The sequence below is a fragment of the Gluconacetobacter azotocaptans genome (assembly GCF_014174355.1).
Classification (GTDB): Bacteria; Pseudomonadota; Alphaproteobacteria; order Acetobacterales; family Acetobacteraceae; genus Gluconacetobacter; species Gluconacetobacter azotocaptans.
This window is the reverse complement of the sequence record NZ_JABEQF010000003.1, coordinates 178,899-194,200: the sequence shown is the minus strand read 5'-3', so window position 1 is coordinate 194,200 and position 15,302 is coordinate 178,899. Positions and strand designations below refer to the sequence as shown.

Genomic DNA, 15,302 nt, shown 5'->3' with positions numbered 1-15,302 from the left:
ATCGGGGGAATAGGCGGCGCGCCCCCCGTCATGTCAGCCCCAGCACGTCTTCCATGGTGTACAGGCCGGGTGGGCGGTCGCGGACCCACCAGGCCGCGCGGACGGCGCCGGTTGCGAACACGCGCCGGTCGAACGCCCGATGGGTCAGGGCGATCTGTTCGGTGGCCGAAGTGAACAGCAGCGTATGTTCGCCCACGATCTGGCCGCCGCGCAGCACGGCGAAGCCGATGGCGTCCGCCCCGCGCGGGCCGGTATGGCCGGTCCGGCCGCTTTCGGTATGGGTGGCCAGATCGATGCCGCGCCCGTCGGCCACGGCCTGCCCGATGGCCAGCGCGGTGCCGGACGGGGCATCGACCTTCTGGCGGTGATGCATTTCCAGGATTTCGGCGTCGTAGCTGCCCGACGGCAGGGTTGCCGCCATCTGGCGCGCCAGGCGCGTGACCAGCGTGACCCCGGGGGAATAATTCGCCGCCTGAACGACGGGAATGCGGCACGCCGCCTCGCGCACCGCGTCCTGGTCGGCCGGCGACAGGCCGGTGGTGCCCAGCACCCAGGCCACGCCGGCCTGCGCCAGGATCGTGGCATGGTCGCGGATGGTGGTGGCGTGGGTGAAATCGATCGCCACGTCGCAGCGCGGGGCCAGTTCGGCCAGGGTCGCGAACAGGCCGGGCGCCGCGGGGCCGGCGTCGCGCGTGGTGCCGCCGGCCAGCACGGCGCCGCTGGCCGCGACTTCCTCGCGCAGCAGGCGCCCGACCCGTCCGTTGATCCCGGCAATGCCGATCCGGACCGTCTGTGTCGTCGTCATATGCATGCCCCGGACTCATGCCCCCGAAAAACGCCAGAAAACGGTAGGCGGCGCGACCGGGGGATCGCGCCGCCTGGATGTCCACGGTGCGAGTGGGGGGATCACCATGGACGACGTTTTCTACCGCTATCCTGCCCCCCTTTCAACAGCGGGACAGGCCGGGCGTTGCCCGAACCCATCAGGGCGGGGGGCCTGGATCCCGCTCATGAATCGAAGGGACGCGACCTTGATGGCCGGGGGTAGCGAAGCGCAGTGCAGCCGCGTCCAGATTTCAGAGCTTGCCTTCGAAGAAGTCGCGCACCTTGCTGAAAAAACCTGCATTTTCGGGGTTGGCGCGGTCGTGGTCGCCGGCCTCGCCCTCGAATTCCTCCAGCAGTTCCCGCTGGCGCTTGGTCAGATGGCGCGGGGTCTCGACCGAGACCTGGATATACATGTCGCCGCGCGCCGACGACCGCAGCACCGAGAAGCCCTTGCCGCGCAGGCGGAAATTCTCGCCCGTCTGGGTGCCGGCGGGGACCTTCACCTTGGCGCGGGTCCCGTCCACGACCGGCACCTCGATCTCGGTGCCCAGGGCGGCCTGCGTCATGCGCAGCGGCACGCGGCAATAGATGTTGGCGCCGTCGCGCTGGAAAATCGGATGGGGTTCGACGGCGACATGGATGTACAGATCGCCCGGGGTCGTGCCCTTGCCGCCGGCCTCGCCCTCGCCGGACAGGCGGATGCGCGTGCCGTCCTCGACCCCCGCCGGGATCGCGATTTCCAGCGTGCGATCCTTTTCCACCGTGCCGGCGCCATGGCAGGCGGTACACGGGTTGCGGACCATCTTGCCGGTGCCATGGCAGGTCGGGCACGCGCGTTCGACCAGGAAAAAGCCCTGCTGGGCGCGGACCTTGCCTGCTCCATGGCAGGTCGGGCAGGACACCGCCCCCTGGTCGCGGTCGGCCGAACCGGTGCCGTCGCAGGACTCGCAGGTCACGCGGGTGGGCACGGTGATGGGCTTCTTGACCCCGGTGAAGGCCTCGACGAAGGAAATCGTCACCTGCACCTGGATGTCGCCGCCGGACCGGCGGCCGCCGCGACGCCCGCCCATCATGTCGCCGAACATCTGTTCGAAGATGTCGCCCAGGCCGCCACCGAAATCGAACCCGCCGCCACCGCCGGGGCCGCCGCCCTCGAAGGCCGCGTGGCCGAAGCGGTCGTAGGCGGCGCGCTTCTGTTCGTCCTTCAGGACGTCGTACGCCTCGCTGATCTCCTTGAAGCGTGCTTCCGCGGACTCGTCCCCCGGGTTGCGGTCGGGGTGGTACTGCATGGCCAGCCTGCGATACGCCTTTTTCAGCTCGTCGCCATTTGCATCGCGGGAGACTTCGAGAACGGCGTAGTAATCAAGCTTGGTGGCCATCATGGTCCTCACTGGCGGGGCCGTGCCGGAATGTCCGCGCCATCAGGGGCAATGGACGCCCATGGGTTCGAACGGCCCTGTCATACATGGAAAAAGCGCCCGCCTTCACAGAAGCGCGGGCGCCTTGGGTCACTGGGGCGGCGCGGGGTGTGGCCCGCGCCGCCGGTCGTCGGTGTCTGTGCGAGGGTCAGGCGGACTTCTTGTCGTCCACGTCCTCGAAATCGGCATCCACGACCTTCTCGCCGTTCGGGCCGGTCGCGCCGGCGGCACCGGCACCCGGGGCCGCTTCGGCCTGGCCGGCCTTATAGACGGCCTCGCCGATCTTCATCGCCGCCTGCGACAGCGTGTCGGACGCGGTCTTCAGGGCGGCGGCGTCACTGCCCTCAAGCGCCTTGCGCACCGCGGCGATCGCGGCCTCGGCTTCGGCCTTGTCGCCGGCCGGAACCTTGTCGCCGGCCTCGGTCAGCGATTTCTCGACCTGATGCGCCAGGCTTTCGGCCTGGTTGCGGGCCTCGACCAGTTCCTTCTTGGCCTTGTCGGCCGATGCGTTCGCCTCGGCGTCCTTGACCATCTTCTCGATGTCGGCATCGGACAGGCCGCCCGACGCCTGGATCTTGATCTGCTGTTCCTTGTTGGTCGCCTTGTCCTTGGCCGACACCGACACGATGCCGTTGGCGTCGATGTCGAACGTCACCTCGATCTGCGGCACGCCGCGCGGGGCGGGGGCGATGCCGGTCAGGTCGAAATTGCCCAGCAGCTTGTTGTCCGCCGCCATCTCGCGCTCGCCCTGGAACACCTTGATGGTCACGGCGCCCTGGTTGTCCTCGGCGGTCGAGAAGGTCTGGCTCTTCTTGGTCGGGATCGTCGTGTTGCGGTCGATCAGGCGGGTGAACACGCCACCCAGCGTCTCGATGCCCAGCGACAGCGGCGTCACGTCAAGCAGCAGCACGTCCTTGACGTCGCCCTTCAGCACCGCGCCCTGCACGGCCGCGCCGATGGCCACGACCTCGTCGGGGTTGACGTTGCGTGCGGGCTCCTTGCCGAAGAACTGCTTCACCGCCTCGATGACCTTGGGCATGCGGGTCATGCCGCCGACCAGGATCACCTCGTCGATCTCGGCGGCCGACACCGCCGCGTCCTTCAGGGCCGCGCGGCACGGATCCATCGTGCGCTGGATCAGGTCGTCGACCAGGCTTTCCAGCTTCGCGCGGCTCAGCTTCAGCACCAGATGCTTGGGGCCCGAGGCGTCGGCGGTGATGAACGGCAGGTTGATCTCGGTCTCCTTGGAGGAGGAGAGTTCGATCTTCGCCTTTTCCGCCGCTTCCTTCAGGCGCTGCAGCGCCAGCTTGTCGGCGCGCAGGTCGATGCCCTGCTCGCGCTTGAACTCGTCGGCCAGGTAGCTGATGATCCGCGCGTCGAAATCCTCGCCGCCCAGGAACGTGTCGCCGTTCGTGGACTTCACCTCAATCACGCCGTCCGAGATTTCCAGCACCGACACGTCGAACGTGCCGCCGCCCAGGTCATAGACCGCGATCGTGCCGCCGTTCTTCTTCTGCAGGCCGTAGGCCAGCGCCGCCGCGGTCGGCTCGTTGATGATGCGCAGCACTTCCAGGCCGGCGATGCGGCCGGCGTCCTTGGTCGCCTGGCGCTGCGCGTCGTTGAAGTACGCCGGGACGGTGATCACGGCCTGCGACACCGTCTCGCCCAGATAGGCCTCGGCGGTTTCCTTCATCTTGCCCAGCACGAAGGCGGCGATCTGCGACGGGGCGTATTTCTTGCCCTGCGCCTCGACCCACGCATCGCCATTGTCGCCGGCGACGATGGAATAGGGGACCAGGCCCTTGTCCTTGGTCACGGTGGGGTCGTCATAGCGGCGGCCGATCAGGCGCTTGACGGCATACAGCGTATTGGTGGGGTTGGTGACGGCCTGGCGCTTGGCCGACTGGCCGACCAGCATCTCGCCATTGTCGGCGAAGGCGACCATCGACGGGGTGGTGCGCGCGCCTTCGCTGTTCTCGATGACGCGGGTCTCGTCGCCTTCGCGGATGGCGACGCACGAATTGGTCGTGCCCAGGTCGATACCGATAACCTTGCTCATGAATGCTCTCCTCTCAGCGGCCCGACCCGGCCCGAAGCACCGGATGGGACCCTAGATCCTGTTGTTCTGACGGATTGGACGGACTGTTCACCACATCCGCGGCCGTGCCGCCGAACCTGTCCTGCATGTATTCAGCCCCGCCGTTCGTTTCAAGGGGCGTTTCATGGGACGGGCGCCGGCCTGGCACTTTCGCGGCCGGGGCGCTTCAGCTGCCTGCCTTGTCGGGGCTCGGCGATCCCTTCGACACCACGACCATCGCGGGCTTCAGCAGGCGGCCGTGCAGGGTCCACGCCGGGGTCCAGGCCTGGATCACGGTGCCATGCGGATGTTCGTCGCTGTGCTGTTCGGCCATCGCCTGGTGGTGGTTGGCGTCGAACGGCGTGCCGGCCGGGTCGGCGGCCGTGATGCCGTGGCGTTCCAGGATGCCGATGAACGAGCGCTCGGTGCTCTCGATCCCTTCGCGCATCTGGGCGATCAGCCGGTCCTCACCCTCGGTCACGTGGGGCAGGCTGGCCAGCGCGCGCTTCAGGTTCTCGGCGGCCTCTACGACGTCGCGCGCGAATTTCTGGGTCGCGTACTGGCGCGCGTCCTCGATCTCGCGCTTCGTGCGGGTGCGCAGGTTCTGCATCTCCGCCTCGGCGCGCATCCATTTCTCGCGCATTTCCTCCAGCGCGCTTTCCAGTTCCTGGATGCGGCTTTCGCCGCCTGCGCTGCCGGAGGCCTGGGCGGCGTCCTGGTCCGTTGCGGTACCGGACGGCTGGCCCGGCGGGAAGACGCCGGCCTCTCCGTTCGGAGAGTCGACGACGGGGGTGGGGTCTGTATCGTGGCTCATGCTTGATGAAGTAGGTGAGCCCGCGCCGATGGACAAGGCGTCGCGGGCGTGTGCGGCATGATGAATTTGCGGGTTTCCTCCGCCCTGCGGACACGCGCCGCCCGGCCCGCGCGCCTGAACATGGACGGATGGTCAGGATCGCCGCCCATGACAGGGCGGGCCGGCTGGCGCTATGCTGTCCGCCACCCCGGGGCCGGCCAGCCCGCCCGGGCGAGAGCGGGAAGGCCGCAGACCGGCCGGCATGGAGCGAGAATACGGGAATGGAGCCGACGAAACACACCATCGCGCTGGTCGATGACGACCGGAATATCCTGACGTCGGTCCAGATGACACTGGAGGCCGAGGGCTTCACCGTGCGGACCTACACAGACGGCGAAAGCGCGCTGCACGGGATCATGAGCCGCCCGGTGGACCTCGCCGTCCTCGACATCAAGATGCCGCGCATGGACGGGATGGAACTGCTGCAGCGCCTGCGCAGCCGGTCGCAGCTTCCGGTTATCTTCCTGTCGTCGAAGGACGAGGAGGTCGATCAGCTGATGGGCCTGCGCCTGGGGGCTGACGATTACATCACCAAGCCGTTTTCCCAGCGCCTGCTGCTGGAGCGCATCCGTGCCCTGCTGCGCCGGAACGAGGCCAGCCGTGTCGAGGCCGCCGGCGGCCAGGCGACGGGCGGGACCATGGTGCGCGGCGACCTGTCGCTGGACGAGACCCGGCACCAGTGCCTGTGGCGCGGCAAGGATATCCAGCTGACGGTGACGGAATTCCTGCTGGTCAAGGCGCTGGCGGCGCGGCCGGGGCTGGTCAAGTCGCGCGACCAGCTGATCGACGCGGCGTATGGCGAGAACATCTATGTCGATGACCGCACCATCGACAGCCATATCAAGCGCGTGCGCAAGAAATTCCGCCAGGTGGACGAGGAATTCAACCAGATCGAGACCCTGTACGGCATCGGGTACCGCTACAAGGAGGAATAAGGGTGCCAGGAATAAGGGTGCGCATCGGCAACAGGACCCTGTCCCTGCCCGATCCGTTCACCCGGTTCCGCAACGTCGTGGTCCCGGGTGCCGCGGCCCTGAACCGCGACGCGGCGGCGGCCTACATGGAATACCGGACGCGGCTGGTCTCGCCGCTGATGCGCCGGATCCTGCTGGTCAACGCGCTGCCGCTGATGCTGCTGGCGCTGACGCTGCTGTACCTCAACCAGTTCCAGAACAGCCTGCTGGAGGCCGAGGTCACGGCGCTGCGCGAACAGGCGCGGATCTATGCCGGCGCGCTGGGGCAGAGCGCGGTCGCCTTCGGGCGCGGGGCGCAGCCGGTGCTGGACGCGCCGCTGGCCCGCCCGCTGCTGCTGCGCCTGACCGAACCCAGCCCCAGCGCCCATGCCCGCCTGTTCGCGCCCGACGGGCAGGTCGTGGCCGACAGCCGCGTCGAGGAGGCGGCGGTCCAGCATGGCGGGGCGCGCGGGCATGTCGACGCCCAGCCGTTGCCCTCGCCCCTGGGCGGCGACGATGACGGCGACCGCGGCCGGTTGGCCGACGACGCGCCGGCGCGCGTGGGGTTCGCCGAACGGTTCTATGACGCGCTGCTGTCGCTGCTGCCCACCCTGTCGGGCGCGCGCATCGTGACCCTGGACACACCCGACACCGACCCCAGCGTCCAGCCGGTGGCCGGCCCCGGCGGCCCGTCGGCGCCGGAAATGCCGCCCTATATCCGCCGCACCGCGCATCGCCACCTGATCGTCACCGTCGCCGAGCCGGTGATGCATGACGGCCAGACCATCGGCATCATCCAGTTGACGCGCCAGGCGCGGGATGTCGATCGCTCGGTATTCGCCGTGCGGTCGTCGATCCTGTCGCTGTTCCTGATGGCGCTGGCGATTACCGTGCTGCTGTCGTGGTACCTGTCGCTGACCATCGCGCGGCCGCTGCTGCGGCTGGCGGCGTCGGCCCATGTGATGCGTGAGATGTCGGGGCGGACCGACACCGTGCCCATCCGCCTGCTGGCCCGCCGGGACGAGATCGGCGAGGTCGCGCGCGCCCTGCGCGACAGCGCCCGCGCGCTGTGGGCGCGCATGGACGCGATCGAACGCTTCGCCGCCGACGTCAGCCATGAAATCAAGAATCCGCTCTCGTCCATCCGCTCGGCCATCGAGACGCTGGGCCGGATCGAGGACCTCAACCGGCAGCGGCGGCTGCTGTCGATCATCACCGACGACGTCCGGCGGCTGGACCGGCTGATCACCGATATCTCCGACGCCAGCCGCGTGGACGCCGAACTGTCGCGCGCGCGGACCGAACCGGTCGCCGTCGTGCCCATCCTGGCCGTGCTGGCCGAAATCCACCAGGCGACACGCACGCCCGGCCAGCCGATCCTGAGCGTGACCAGCACTGGCGAGACGCCCGACCGGCCGCTGGCGGTGCTGGCGGTGGAAGACCGGCTGGTGCAGGTGCTGCGCAACCTGATCGGCAACGCCATCTCGTTCTCGCCGTCCGATGGGCGGATCGTGCTGGCGGCCGCGCCGGCCTCCGGCGGGATGGTGGAAATCGCCGTGACGGACGAAGGGCCGGGCATCCCGGCGGCCAAGCTGGACGGCATTTTCGACCGTTTCTATTCCGAACGCCCGACCAGCGAGAATTTCGGCCAGCATTCCGGACTGGGCCTGTCCATCAGCCGCCAGATCGTCGAGGCCCTGAAAGGCACCATCCGGGCGGAAAACCGCATGGGCGCCGACGGGGCAGTCGTCGGCGCACGCTTCGTCGTCACCCTGCCCCGCGTCGGATAACAAGGACCGCATGACATCCTCCGCCCCCGCCGCCCCCACCCTGTCCGCGCGCGGATCGGGGCATCGCCTGTTTGTCACGGTGGTGGCGGCCACCGTTCTGGGCGCAGTGCTGGGCGTCGCCGCACCCGGGTGGGCGGCGGGGTTGCGCGTGCTGGGCGATGCGTTCCTGCACCTGATTTCGATGGTGGTGGGGCCGCTGGTGTTCTGCGTCGTGGTGCAGGGGATCGCCGGGGCTGAATCCCTGCGGGCGGTGGGGCGGATCGGCCTCAAGGCGCTGCTGTATTTCGAGGGCATGACCACCCTGGCCCTGCTGATGGGGGTCGGCGGCGCCTGGCTGTTTACGCCGGGGCGGCACATGGGCGTGCGCATGGACACGCTCGATCCCTCGGCGCTGGCGGCCTATGCCGGGCATGCCGACGCGATGCGGCAGGGCGGGGTCGCGGGGTTCCTGCTGAACCTGATCCCCGCCAGCCCGGTGGCGGCCTTCGCGCGCAACGACGTGCTGGAAATCCTGTTCTTCTCCATCCTGTTCGGCGCGTGCCTGCTGATGTCCGGCGACGCCGGCCAGCCGGTCCGCGCCCTGGTGGCCTCGGTCAATGCCGTGCTGTTCCGCATGATGGGGGTGGTGACGTGGTTCGCGCCGCTGGGGGTGCTGGGCGCGGTCGCCTACACCACCGCGCGCTACGGGCTGGGGTCGCTGGGCCAGCTGATGTCGTTCGTGCTGCTCTACGTCCTGATCGTGGCGGCCTTCGTCGCCGTCTGCCTCGGCGGCGTGCTGCGGGCGTGCGGGGTCGGGTTGCTGCCGTTCCTGGCCTATTTCCGCGAGGAACTGATCATTACCAGCGCCACCACCTCGTCCGACGCGGTGATGCCGCAGGTGATGCGCAAGCTGACGGCGCTGGGCGTGCGCGCGGATGTCGTGGGGCTGGTCATGCCGGCGGGCTATTCCTTCAACCTGGACGCGCTGTCGATCTATCTGGGGCTGGCGACGCTGTTCCTGGCGCAGGCGACCGGCACGCCGCTGTCGCCGGGGCAGCTGGCGCTGATCCTGGGCATGGCGCTGGTGACGTCCAAGGGCGCGCACGGGGTGCCGGGCTTCGGCATCGTGGTGCTGGCGGCAACCCTGGCCGTCGTGCCGTCCATCCCGCCCATCGGGCTGGTGCTGGTGCTGTCGGTCGACTGGTTCGTCGGCATCGCCCGGGCGGTGGGCAATCTGGTCGGCAACTGCGTGGCGACCGTCGCCGTCGCGGCATGGGAAGGGCAGTTCGATGCCGGCCGCGCACGCCGCGTGCTGGGCGCGCGCCAGGCGCTGCCCCTTGAACCGCGTCAAAGGCTGGCCGGACAGGGCGGACTTTGCCCGAACCCGGCGGGGCCCGAGGCCCTGGGCTCCGAGCACGAATAAAACGACCGGGTTTCCAGAGGCCTGTGGCCTTTGGCGGGTTTCAGGGCTGCGCCCTGGGGCAGGCGCCCTTGGCGCTGAGGGGGCCAGGCTCTCCATTGCACCCTCGGGCGGGATCGGCCATAGCGCAGCGGGAACATGCGATTTCGAACGGAGGTACGGCGGCCCAGCATGACCGGTTACAGGAAGATGCGCCGAACCGGGGGAAGCCGGCTGAGGGCGGCGGGGGTTTCCCTGGCCGGCGTGACGATGCTGGCCTGCGCGCCCGCTCTGGCCGTGCCTGCGAAGACGGCGGCCGTGAAGCCCGTGCCGCGTCAGGATCCCTCTGCACCGGAAACGGTCGAGGTCAGCGGCATCCGCCGGGCCTTCACCCACGCCAGCGCCCAGCACCTGGCGGACTCCGCCACACGCCTGACCGCCGAGCGGCTGACCGAGCGGGGCGTCGTGGACCTGCGCGGCCTGGAATATGTGGCGCCGAACCTGACGGTGCAGAGCATCAACGGCACGGCTTCGACCAATTTCTACCTGCGCGGCCTCGGCTTCAACGACTTCACCCAGAATAACATGGGCCCCGTCCTGACCTACGTGGACGATGTGGCCTATGCCTATTCGACCATGGCGTCCGGGATGATGTTCGACCTGGCGGACGTGACCGTCACCCCCGGCCCGGTCGGCACCGAGCACGGCCAGTCGACCACCGGCGGCGAGGTGAAGCTGCAAACCCGCGACCCCACCAACATGTTCCATTTCGGCGCCAGCCAGGACATGGCGTCCTACGCCCGCAGCCGTAGCGAGGCCTATGTCTCGGGGCCGATCGCGCGGGGGCTGAGCTTTCGTCTTGCCGGGCAGGTACGCCAGGGCGGCGGCTGGCAGACCGATCCGCTGGACGGCGCCCATCTGGGCGACGCCAATAGCTGGGCATTGCGCGCCAAACTGAAATGGACGCCGGATTCCCGGACCACCATCCTGCTGTCCGGCCATGTGATGCGCGACGAGAGCCAGGTGGTGGGTGCCATCCCGATCGCCCGCCTGATCGGTTCCGCGCCGATCCCCACCGTCGGCTGGACGCAGACCGAATGGTCGGCGAAGGACGCCTTCACGAAGCTGATCGGGCGGAAGGCCGGGCTGAAACCCAGCGAGGACAACTGGTTCTGGGGCGCCGACCTTCACGTCGCCCACGATTTCGGACCCGTGACCCTGACCTCGGTCAGCGCCTTCGAGACCGAGCGCGAGGGCGAGTACACCGACCAGGACGCGACCGCCGCCGCCCAGGCCGACACCTACCGCACGATCGCCGCCAACAGTTTCACGCAGGAACTGCGCCTGTCGAACACGCATCCCGAGGACAGGCTGCAATGGGTGATCGGCGCGTATTATCAGCGCTCGCGCATGAACCAGAGCTTCTATTTCGACTACACCGACTACCGGCCGGCACGCGGTTACATGCAGGTTTCGCGCTTCGGCCTGGATCAGGAGGCCACGTCCGAGTTCGGCCATGTCAGCTACCGCCTGCCGGGGAACGTGACGCTTTTCACGGGGCTTCTGCACGAGATCGACGACCGCGCGATTACGGGGCTCACGTCGCAGGTCTATGGCGGCCGCACGCTGGATTTTCACAGCGAGAGCACGGCGGCGGCGCAGTTCGCGGGCCAGGTCGGCGTATCGTGGCAGGCGGCACGGAACGTCCTGCTGTATTACAAGATGAGCAAGGGCTTCAAACCCGGCGGGTTCACGGCCAACAATACGCAGGTCCAGGCGCAGCTCGCGCCCTTCGGGCCCGAGACCGTGCTGACCTATGAACTGGGGCTGAAGAGCGACCCCATTCCCAACGTGCTGCGGATCAATGCCGCCGCCTTCTACAATGATTTCCACAACCAGCAGATTCTGGGCACGATCCTGATCCCGGATTACGGGCCGTTGAGCCAGCTGACCAACGTGCCGAAATCGGAAAGCTGGGGCTTCGAGGGGACCATCGACATCCATCCGTTCCGTCATTTGTTCGTCACGCAGAATCTCGGCTGGCAGCGCGGCACGTTCCAGGATTTCCCCACCGTGAACCGCGCCCGGACGAACGCCTATTACGCGCAGCATGGCGTGTGGAAGGCGATCAACGACAATTTCGCAGGCGTGGATAACGGTCAGCCGAAACTGACGCTCAACGGCCAGCTCGACTGGCGCCAGGCCGTCAGCCCCGATTACGCGGTCGAATTCGGGCCCAACTGGCTCTATCGCGGTGCGCAGGCCCTCACGCCGGGCGGGACGGGGTACTACCGTCTTCCGCCCTATTTCCTGCTGGGCGCGCATGTGACGCTCCGGCCCGCCTCGGACCACTGGCAGGTCACGCTCTATGCCTCGAACATCCTGAACCGGCAGTATTACACTTCGGGCGGGCAGGCGACGACGACCTACCTCTACATCCCCGGCGCGCCGCGCTTTATCGGCGGCCGGGTGTCCTGCAACCTCTGAGAGCGTGTTTGAAAAAGCGCGCTGGCGGCGATCCGACGCGCATTTTTGCGCTCCGATGCTCACGGCCCATAAGGCCGCTCCGCTCTCGCTCGCCAGCCCACATTTTCAAACACGCTCTGCGGGGATTTTGAATTTTTAGGGCCTGTGCTGTCGCGTCGTATCCGGCATCAACAGATCGGTTTCCAAAGGCCGCCGGCCTTTGGCGGGGTTTGGGGGCAACGCCCCCAAGCGACACCGTCAGGCCGGAGCATTACCGAAACGGCGATAGACCAGCGGGGGCGGAGCGTCCGGCAGGCTGTCCAGGATTTCGGTGATCCGCGCATGGGCCGGCGACCTGGCGCACACCGGGTCGGTCGCCGCCGCATCGCCCAGCAGGGCCAGCGCCTGGCAGCGGCAGCCGCCCCAATCCTTCTCGCGCAGGGCGCAGCCGCGACAGGGCTCGGGCATCCAGTCCGTGCCGCGGAACAGGCGGAACAGCGGCGCGTCGGCCCAGATCTCGCCCAGGCTGGCGGTGCGGATGTCGGGAATGGCCACACTTTTGATCGTTTCGGCGGCATGGCAGGGCAGGACCCGCCCGGCGGGCGAGACATTGACGAAACGCCGGCCCCACCCGCCCATGCAGGGCTTGGGCTGGTCGGCATAGTAATCCGGGGTGACGTAATCGATGGCCAGCGCCGGCCCCAGCCGGGCCCGCGCGTCCTCGACCGCGCGCGTGGCCTCGTCCAGTTGGGCGCGGGTGGGCATCAGGGCGGCCCGGTTCACCAGCCCCCAGCCGTAATATTGCGTATGCGCGATTTCCACCCGCCGGGCGCCGAGGTCGCGTGCCAGGTCCAGCATGCGGGGAATGCGCGCGACATTGCCCCGATGGATGACGAAATTCAGCGTCAGCGGCATGCCGTCCGCCACGACGATGCGCGCGGCAGCCAGTTTCTTTACCTGCGCGCCCGTCATGCCGCCGATTTTTTCGGCCGGTGCGGCATCGACGTCCTGGAACGAAAGCTGGACATGGTCCAGCCCCGCATCGGCCAGCGCGCGGAAATTCGCCTCGGTCAGCAGGACGCCCGACGTGATCAGGTTGGTGTATAGCCCGCGCCCGGCCGCAAAGCGTACCAGGTCCGGCAGGTCGGGGCGGGCCATGGGCTCGCCGCCCGAAAAATGCACCTGCAGCACGCCCAGTTCGGCCGCCTGGTCCAGGACGCGAAGCCATTCGGCCGTCGAAAGCTCGCTCTCCCGCCCGTCCAGCGCCAGCGGGTTGGAACAGTACGGGCATTGCAGCGGACAGCGATGAGTCAGCTCGGCCAGCAGGCTCATCGGCGGGGGGGCGGCGGGAGGCATGGCGTTCATGTGGTCAGCACCTGCCGGCCGGTCAACTCGGCAATCAGCGCAAGCACGTCGCGGGCAATGACGGGGCGCGGCGCGTCGAACCGGGCGGCCAGATCGTCGATGATGGCGGAAACCGGCCTCTGTCCATCGACCAGCCGCAGGATCTCGGTCGCGACCGGATCGGGAACAAAGGCGCGTTCCGGCGCCTGGATCACCCACTGGTCGCGCACCCGGTCATGCTGCAGGCGGACGCCGCGCATGAAGCGCACGACCGCCTGCTCGGCCGTGTCGGGCCCCGCCGGGGCGGGCTGGTCGGTCATGAGGGATCGGGCCGGAAGGCGCCGGGCGGGATGCGTCCCGGCGCGACATAGGCGTAATCCAGCGCGTCCAGCATCGCCCACAGCACGCCGCATTTGAATTTCAGGGCGTTCAGTACGGCCGTCTGCTGCCCGGCGGTGCGGGCGTGTTCGCGGACATAGGCCAGGGCGAAGTCGGAATCGCGCGGCGCCTGCGTCAGCCGGGGCTGGAAATAGGCCAGCGTCTCGGGCGTCACGAAGTCATAGTGCCGCAGCATGCCCGACACGCGCTCGCTGATGATGGTGGGGGAAAACAGCTCGGTCAGCGATGAGGCGATGGCTTCCAGGATCGATCGGTCGCGCACGAACGCGACATAGGCATCGACGGCGAAGCGGGTCGCCGGCAGCAGCCCGTCCAGTGATTCGACATAGGCGCGGTCCAGCCCCAGCCCGTCCGTCAGCTTCAGCCAGCGTGCCACGCCGCCGGTGCCCGGGGCGTCGCCGTCATGGTCGACTAGCCGCCGCCGCCATTCCCGGCGCAGTTCCGCCGTCGGCAGGCGGGCCAGCAGCGTCGCGTCCTTCGCCGGGATCCGGCACTGGTAGTAATAGCGGTTCAGCGCCCAGGCCTGCACCTGCGGCCGGGTCAACGTCCCGCCGTGCAGCGCCCGATGGAACGGATGCAGGTTGTGATACCGCTCGGCGCCGATGGCGCGCAGGGCGTCCTCCAGCGCATCGGGGGAAACAGACTGGCCGGTCATGCCGCGATCCTTATGCCGTAAGTCTCATGCCGTCATGGGCGACATCCCATCCCGCATCGCGGGCCGCCTGGTGCTCGGGGCTGTCCGCCAGCAAGACGGGGTTCGAATTATTGATGTGGATCAGCACTTTGCGCCGCACGTCCAGGTCCGCGAACGCGGCGATGACGCCGCCGTCGCCCGCGACGGACATATGCCCCATCCGCTGGCCGGTCTTCTGCCCGACCCCGGCGCGGATCATCTCGTCATCCCGCCACAGCGTGCCGTCGAAGAACACCAGTTCCGCACCGCGCAGGCGCGCGCGCAGGGCGTCGGTCATGCGCGCGCAGCCGGGGATGAAGAACGCCTGCCGGGTCCCGTCCGAAATCACCAGCCCGATCGTCTCGCCATTCTCGACGATCGCCGCAGGGTCCGGCCCGCTTTCGGTGTAGAGCGGCACCTTGCCGGGCACCGCAAACGCGGTGACGGTCAGGCCGGCCGGGGCGCCGTCGGGCAGCGCCAGCGTGCAGGGGGTATCCAGCGGCAGGGTGGCGCGGGCGACGACCGCGCGGTCCAGGGCTTCGAAGATGGGGTTGGCATCCAGCAGGTCCAGCACCGGCCGCGTCGCCAGCAGGGTAAAGGGCTGGCGTTCGCGCAGGGTCAGCAGGCCGGTGACGGTGTCGACCTCGCCCCCGGTCAGGATCACTCCGGCGATGGGGGTGGAGCGCAGGCCTTCCTGCGGATGCAGGGCCTGGGTCTGGCCGATCTGCGTGCGCAGGTCGGGCGAGGCATTGACGACGAACCAGTGCCGGCCGTCGCCGCTGATGGCAATTGAAGCCTGGGTGCGGGCCGGCGCCGCCGGATCCCCGGCCCTGGCGCGCCTGCAGCCGATGGCGTTGGAATTCCATTGCGGAAAGCCGCCGCCCGCCGCCGCGCCGAGAACGATGATGTCGATCATGGCCGACAGCTCTAGAAGAAAAACGCCGCCCGCGCGAGGCGGGCGGCGCGATCGGCTTACTTCTTTTCGCCGCAGACGTAGGTGTTGATTTCCGCGCCCAGCGGAATTTCGGTGATCTTGGGTGCAGTCCAGGCCATGACATCCTCCGTCGTCCGATTGCCCTCGGGGGGCCGTGCAAGGGGCGATCCCCTTCCTCGGCAGAGGTGAAAC

Annotated in this window: 13 protein-coding genes; 4 read left to right on the top strand and 9 right to left on the bottom strand. The window is 68.5% G+C overall.

The window, feature by feature from the left end:
* Positions 1-28: 28 nt before the first annotated feature.
* The 4 genes from dapB to HLH34_RS04875 all read right to left on the bottom strand — a co-directional run bounded on the left by dapB (position 29) and on the right by HLH34_RS04875 (position 5,134).
* A complete protein-coding gene (gene dapB / locus HLH34_RS04890; RefSeq protein WP_183118478.1) occupies positions 29-805 on the bottom strand; it encodes a 4-hydroxy-tetrahydrodipicolinate reductase in 777 nt (258 codons plus the stop codon).
* A 271-nt stretch (positions 806-1,076) separates the two neighbouring features.
* A complete protein-coding gene (gene dnaJ, locus HLH34_RS04885; protein WP_183118662.1) occupies positions 1,077-2,204 on the bottom strand; it encodes a molecular chaperone DnaJ in 1,128 nt (375 codons plus the stop codon).
* A 187-nt stretch (positions 2,205-2,391) separates the two neighbouring features.
* Positions 2,392-4,302 (bottom strand): molecular chaperone DnaK, encoded by a 1,911-nt coding sequence (gene dnaK, locus HLH34_RS04880; RefSeq protein WP_183118477.1) that lies wholly within the window; start codon positions 4,300-4,302, stop codon positions 2,392-2,394.
* A gap of 205 nt (positions 4,303-4,507) precedes the next feature.
* A complete protein-coding gene (locus HLH34_RS04875; protein WP_183118476.1) occupies positions 4,508-5,134 on the bottom strand; it encodes a nucleotide exchange factor GrpE in 627 nt (208 codons plus the stop codon).
* Positions 5,135-5,394: 260 nt separating this feature from the next.
* On the opposite strand from HLH34_RS04875, the gene HLH34_RS04870 reads away from it, so the two are divergent.
* The 4 genes from HLH34_RS04870 (at position 5,395) to HLH34_RS04855 (ending at position 11,781) form a co-directional block, all read left to right on the top strand.
* The gene (locus HLH34_RS04870) at positions 5,395-6,108 is read left to right on the top strand and encodes a response regulator transcription factor (protein WP_183118475.1); all 714 of its coding nucleotides are present in this window, start codon (positions 5,395-5,397) and stop codon (positions 6,106-6,108) included.
* A gap of 125 nt (positions 6,109-6,233) precedes the next feature.
* The gene (locus HLH34_RS04865) at positions 6,234-7,916 is read left to right on the top strand and encodes an ATP-binding protein (protein ID WP_183118661.1); all 1,683 of its coding nucleotides are present in this window, start codon (positions 6,234-6,236) and stop codon (positions 7,914-7,916) included.
* A 10-nt stretch (positions 7,917-7,926) separates the two neighbouring features.
* Entirely contained in the window at positions 7,927-9,318 is a 1,392-nt protein-coding gene (locus tag HLH34_RS04860; RefSeq protein WP_183118474.1) for a cation:dicarboxylate symporter family transporter, read from the top strand.
* Positions 9,319-9,564: 246 nt separating this feature from the next.
* The gene (locus HLH34_RS04855; protein WP_183118660.1) at positions 9,565-11,781 is read left to right on the top strand and encodes a TonB-dependent receptor; all 2,217 of its coding nucleotides are present in this window, start codon (positions 9,565-9,567) and stop codon (positions 11,779-11,781) included.
* Between the two features lie 237 nt (positions 11,782-12,018).
* On the opposite strand, the gene pqqE is transcribed toward HLH34_RS04855, so the two are convergent.
* Genes pqqE through pqqA form a run of 5 tightly spaced genes read right to left on the bottom strand, consistent with a single transcriptional unit; the run spans position 12,019 to position 15,229 of the window.
* The gene (pqqE, locus tag HLH34_RS04850; protein WP_183118473.1) at positions 12,019-13,125 is read right to left on the bottom strand and encodes a pyrroloquinoline quinone biosynthesis protein PqqE; all 1,107 of its coding nucleotides are present in this window, start codon (positions 13,123-13,125) and stop codon (positions 12,019-12,021) included.
* A complete protein-coding gene (pqqD, locus tag HLH34_RS04845) occupies positions 13,122-13,424 on the bottom strand; it encodes a pyrroloquinoline quinone biosynthesis peptide chaperone PqqD (protein ID WP_183118472.1) in 303 nt (100 codons plus the stop codon). The genes pqqE and pqqD overlap by 4 nt, the downstream gene beginning before the upstream one ends.
* Positions 13,421-14,158, bottom strand: coding sequence for a pyrroloquinoline-quinone synthase PqqC (gene pqqC / locus HLH34_RS04840; RefSeq protein WP_183118471.1), 738 nt, complete (start codon positions 14,156-14,158; stop codon positions 13,421-13,423). The genes pqqD and pqqC overlap by 4 nt, the downstream gene beginning before the upstream one ends.
* A 10-nt stretch (positions 14,159-14,168) precedes the next feature.
* A complete protein-coding gene (gene pqqB, locus HLH34_RS04835; RefSeq protein ID WP_183118470.1) occupies positions 14,169-15,092 on the bottom strand; it encodes a pyrroloquinoline quinone biosynthesis protein PqqB in 924 nt (307 codons plus the stop codon).
* A 56-nt stretch (positions 15,093-15,148) separates the two neighbouring features.
* A complete protein-coding gene (gene pqqA, locus HLH34_RS04830; protein ID WP_182940777.1) occupies positions 15,149-15,229 on the bottom strand; it encodes a pyrroloquinoline quinone precursor peptide PqqA in 81 nt (26 codons plus the stop codon).
* Positions 15,230-15,302: the final 73 nt, after the last annotated feature.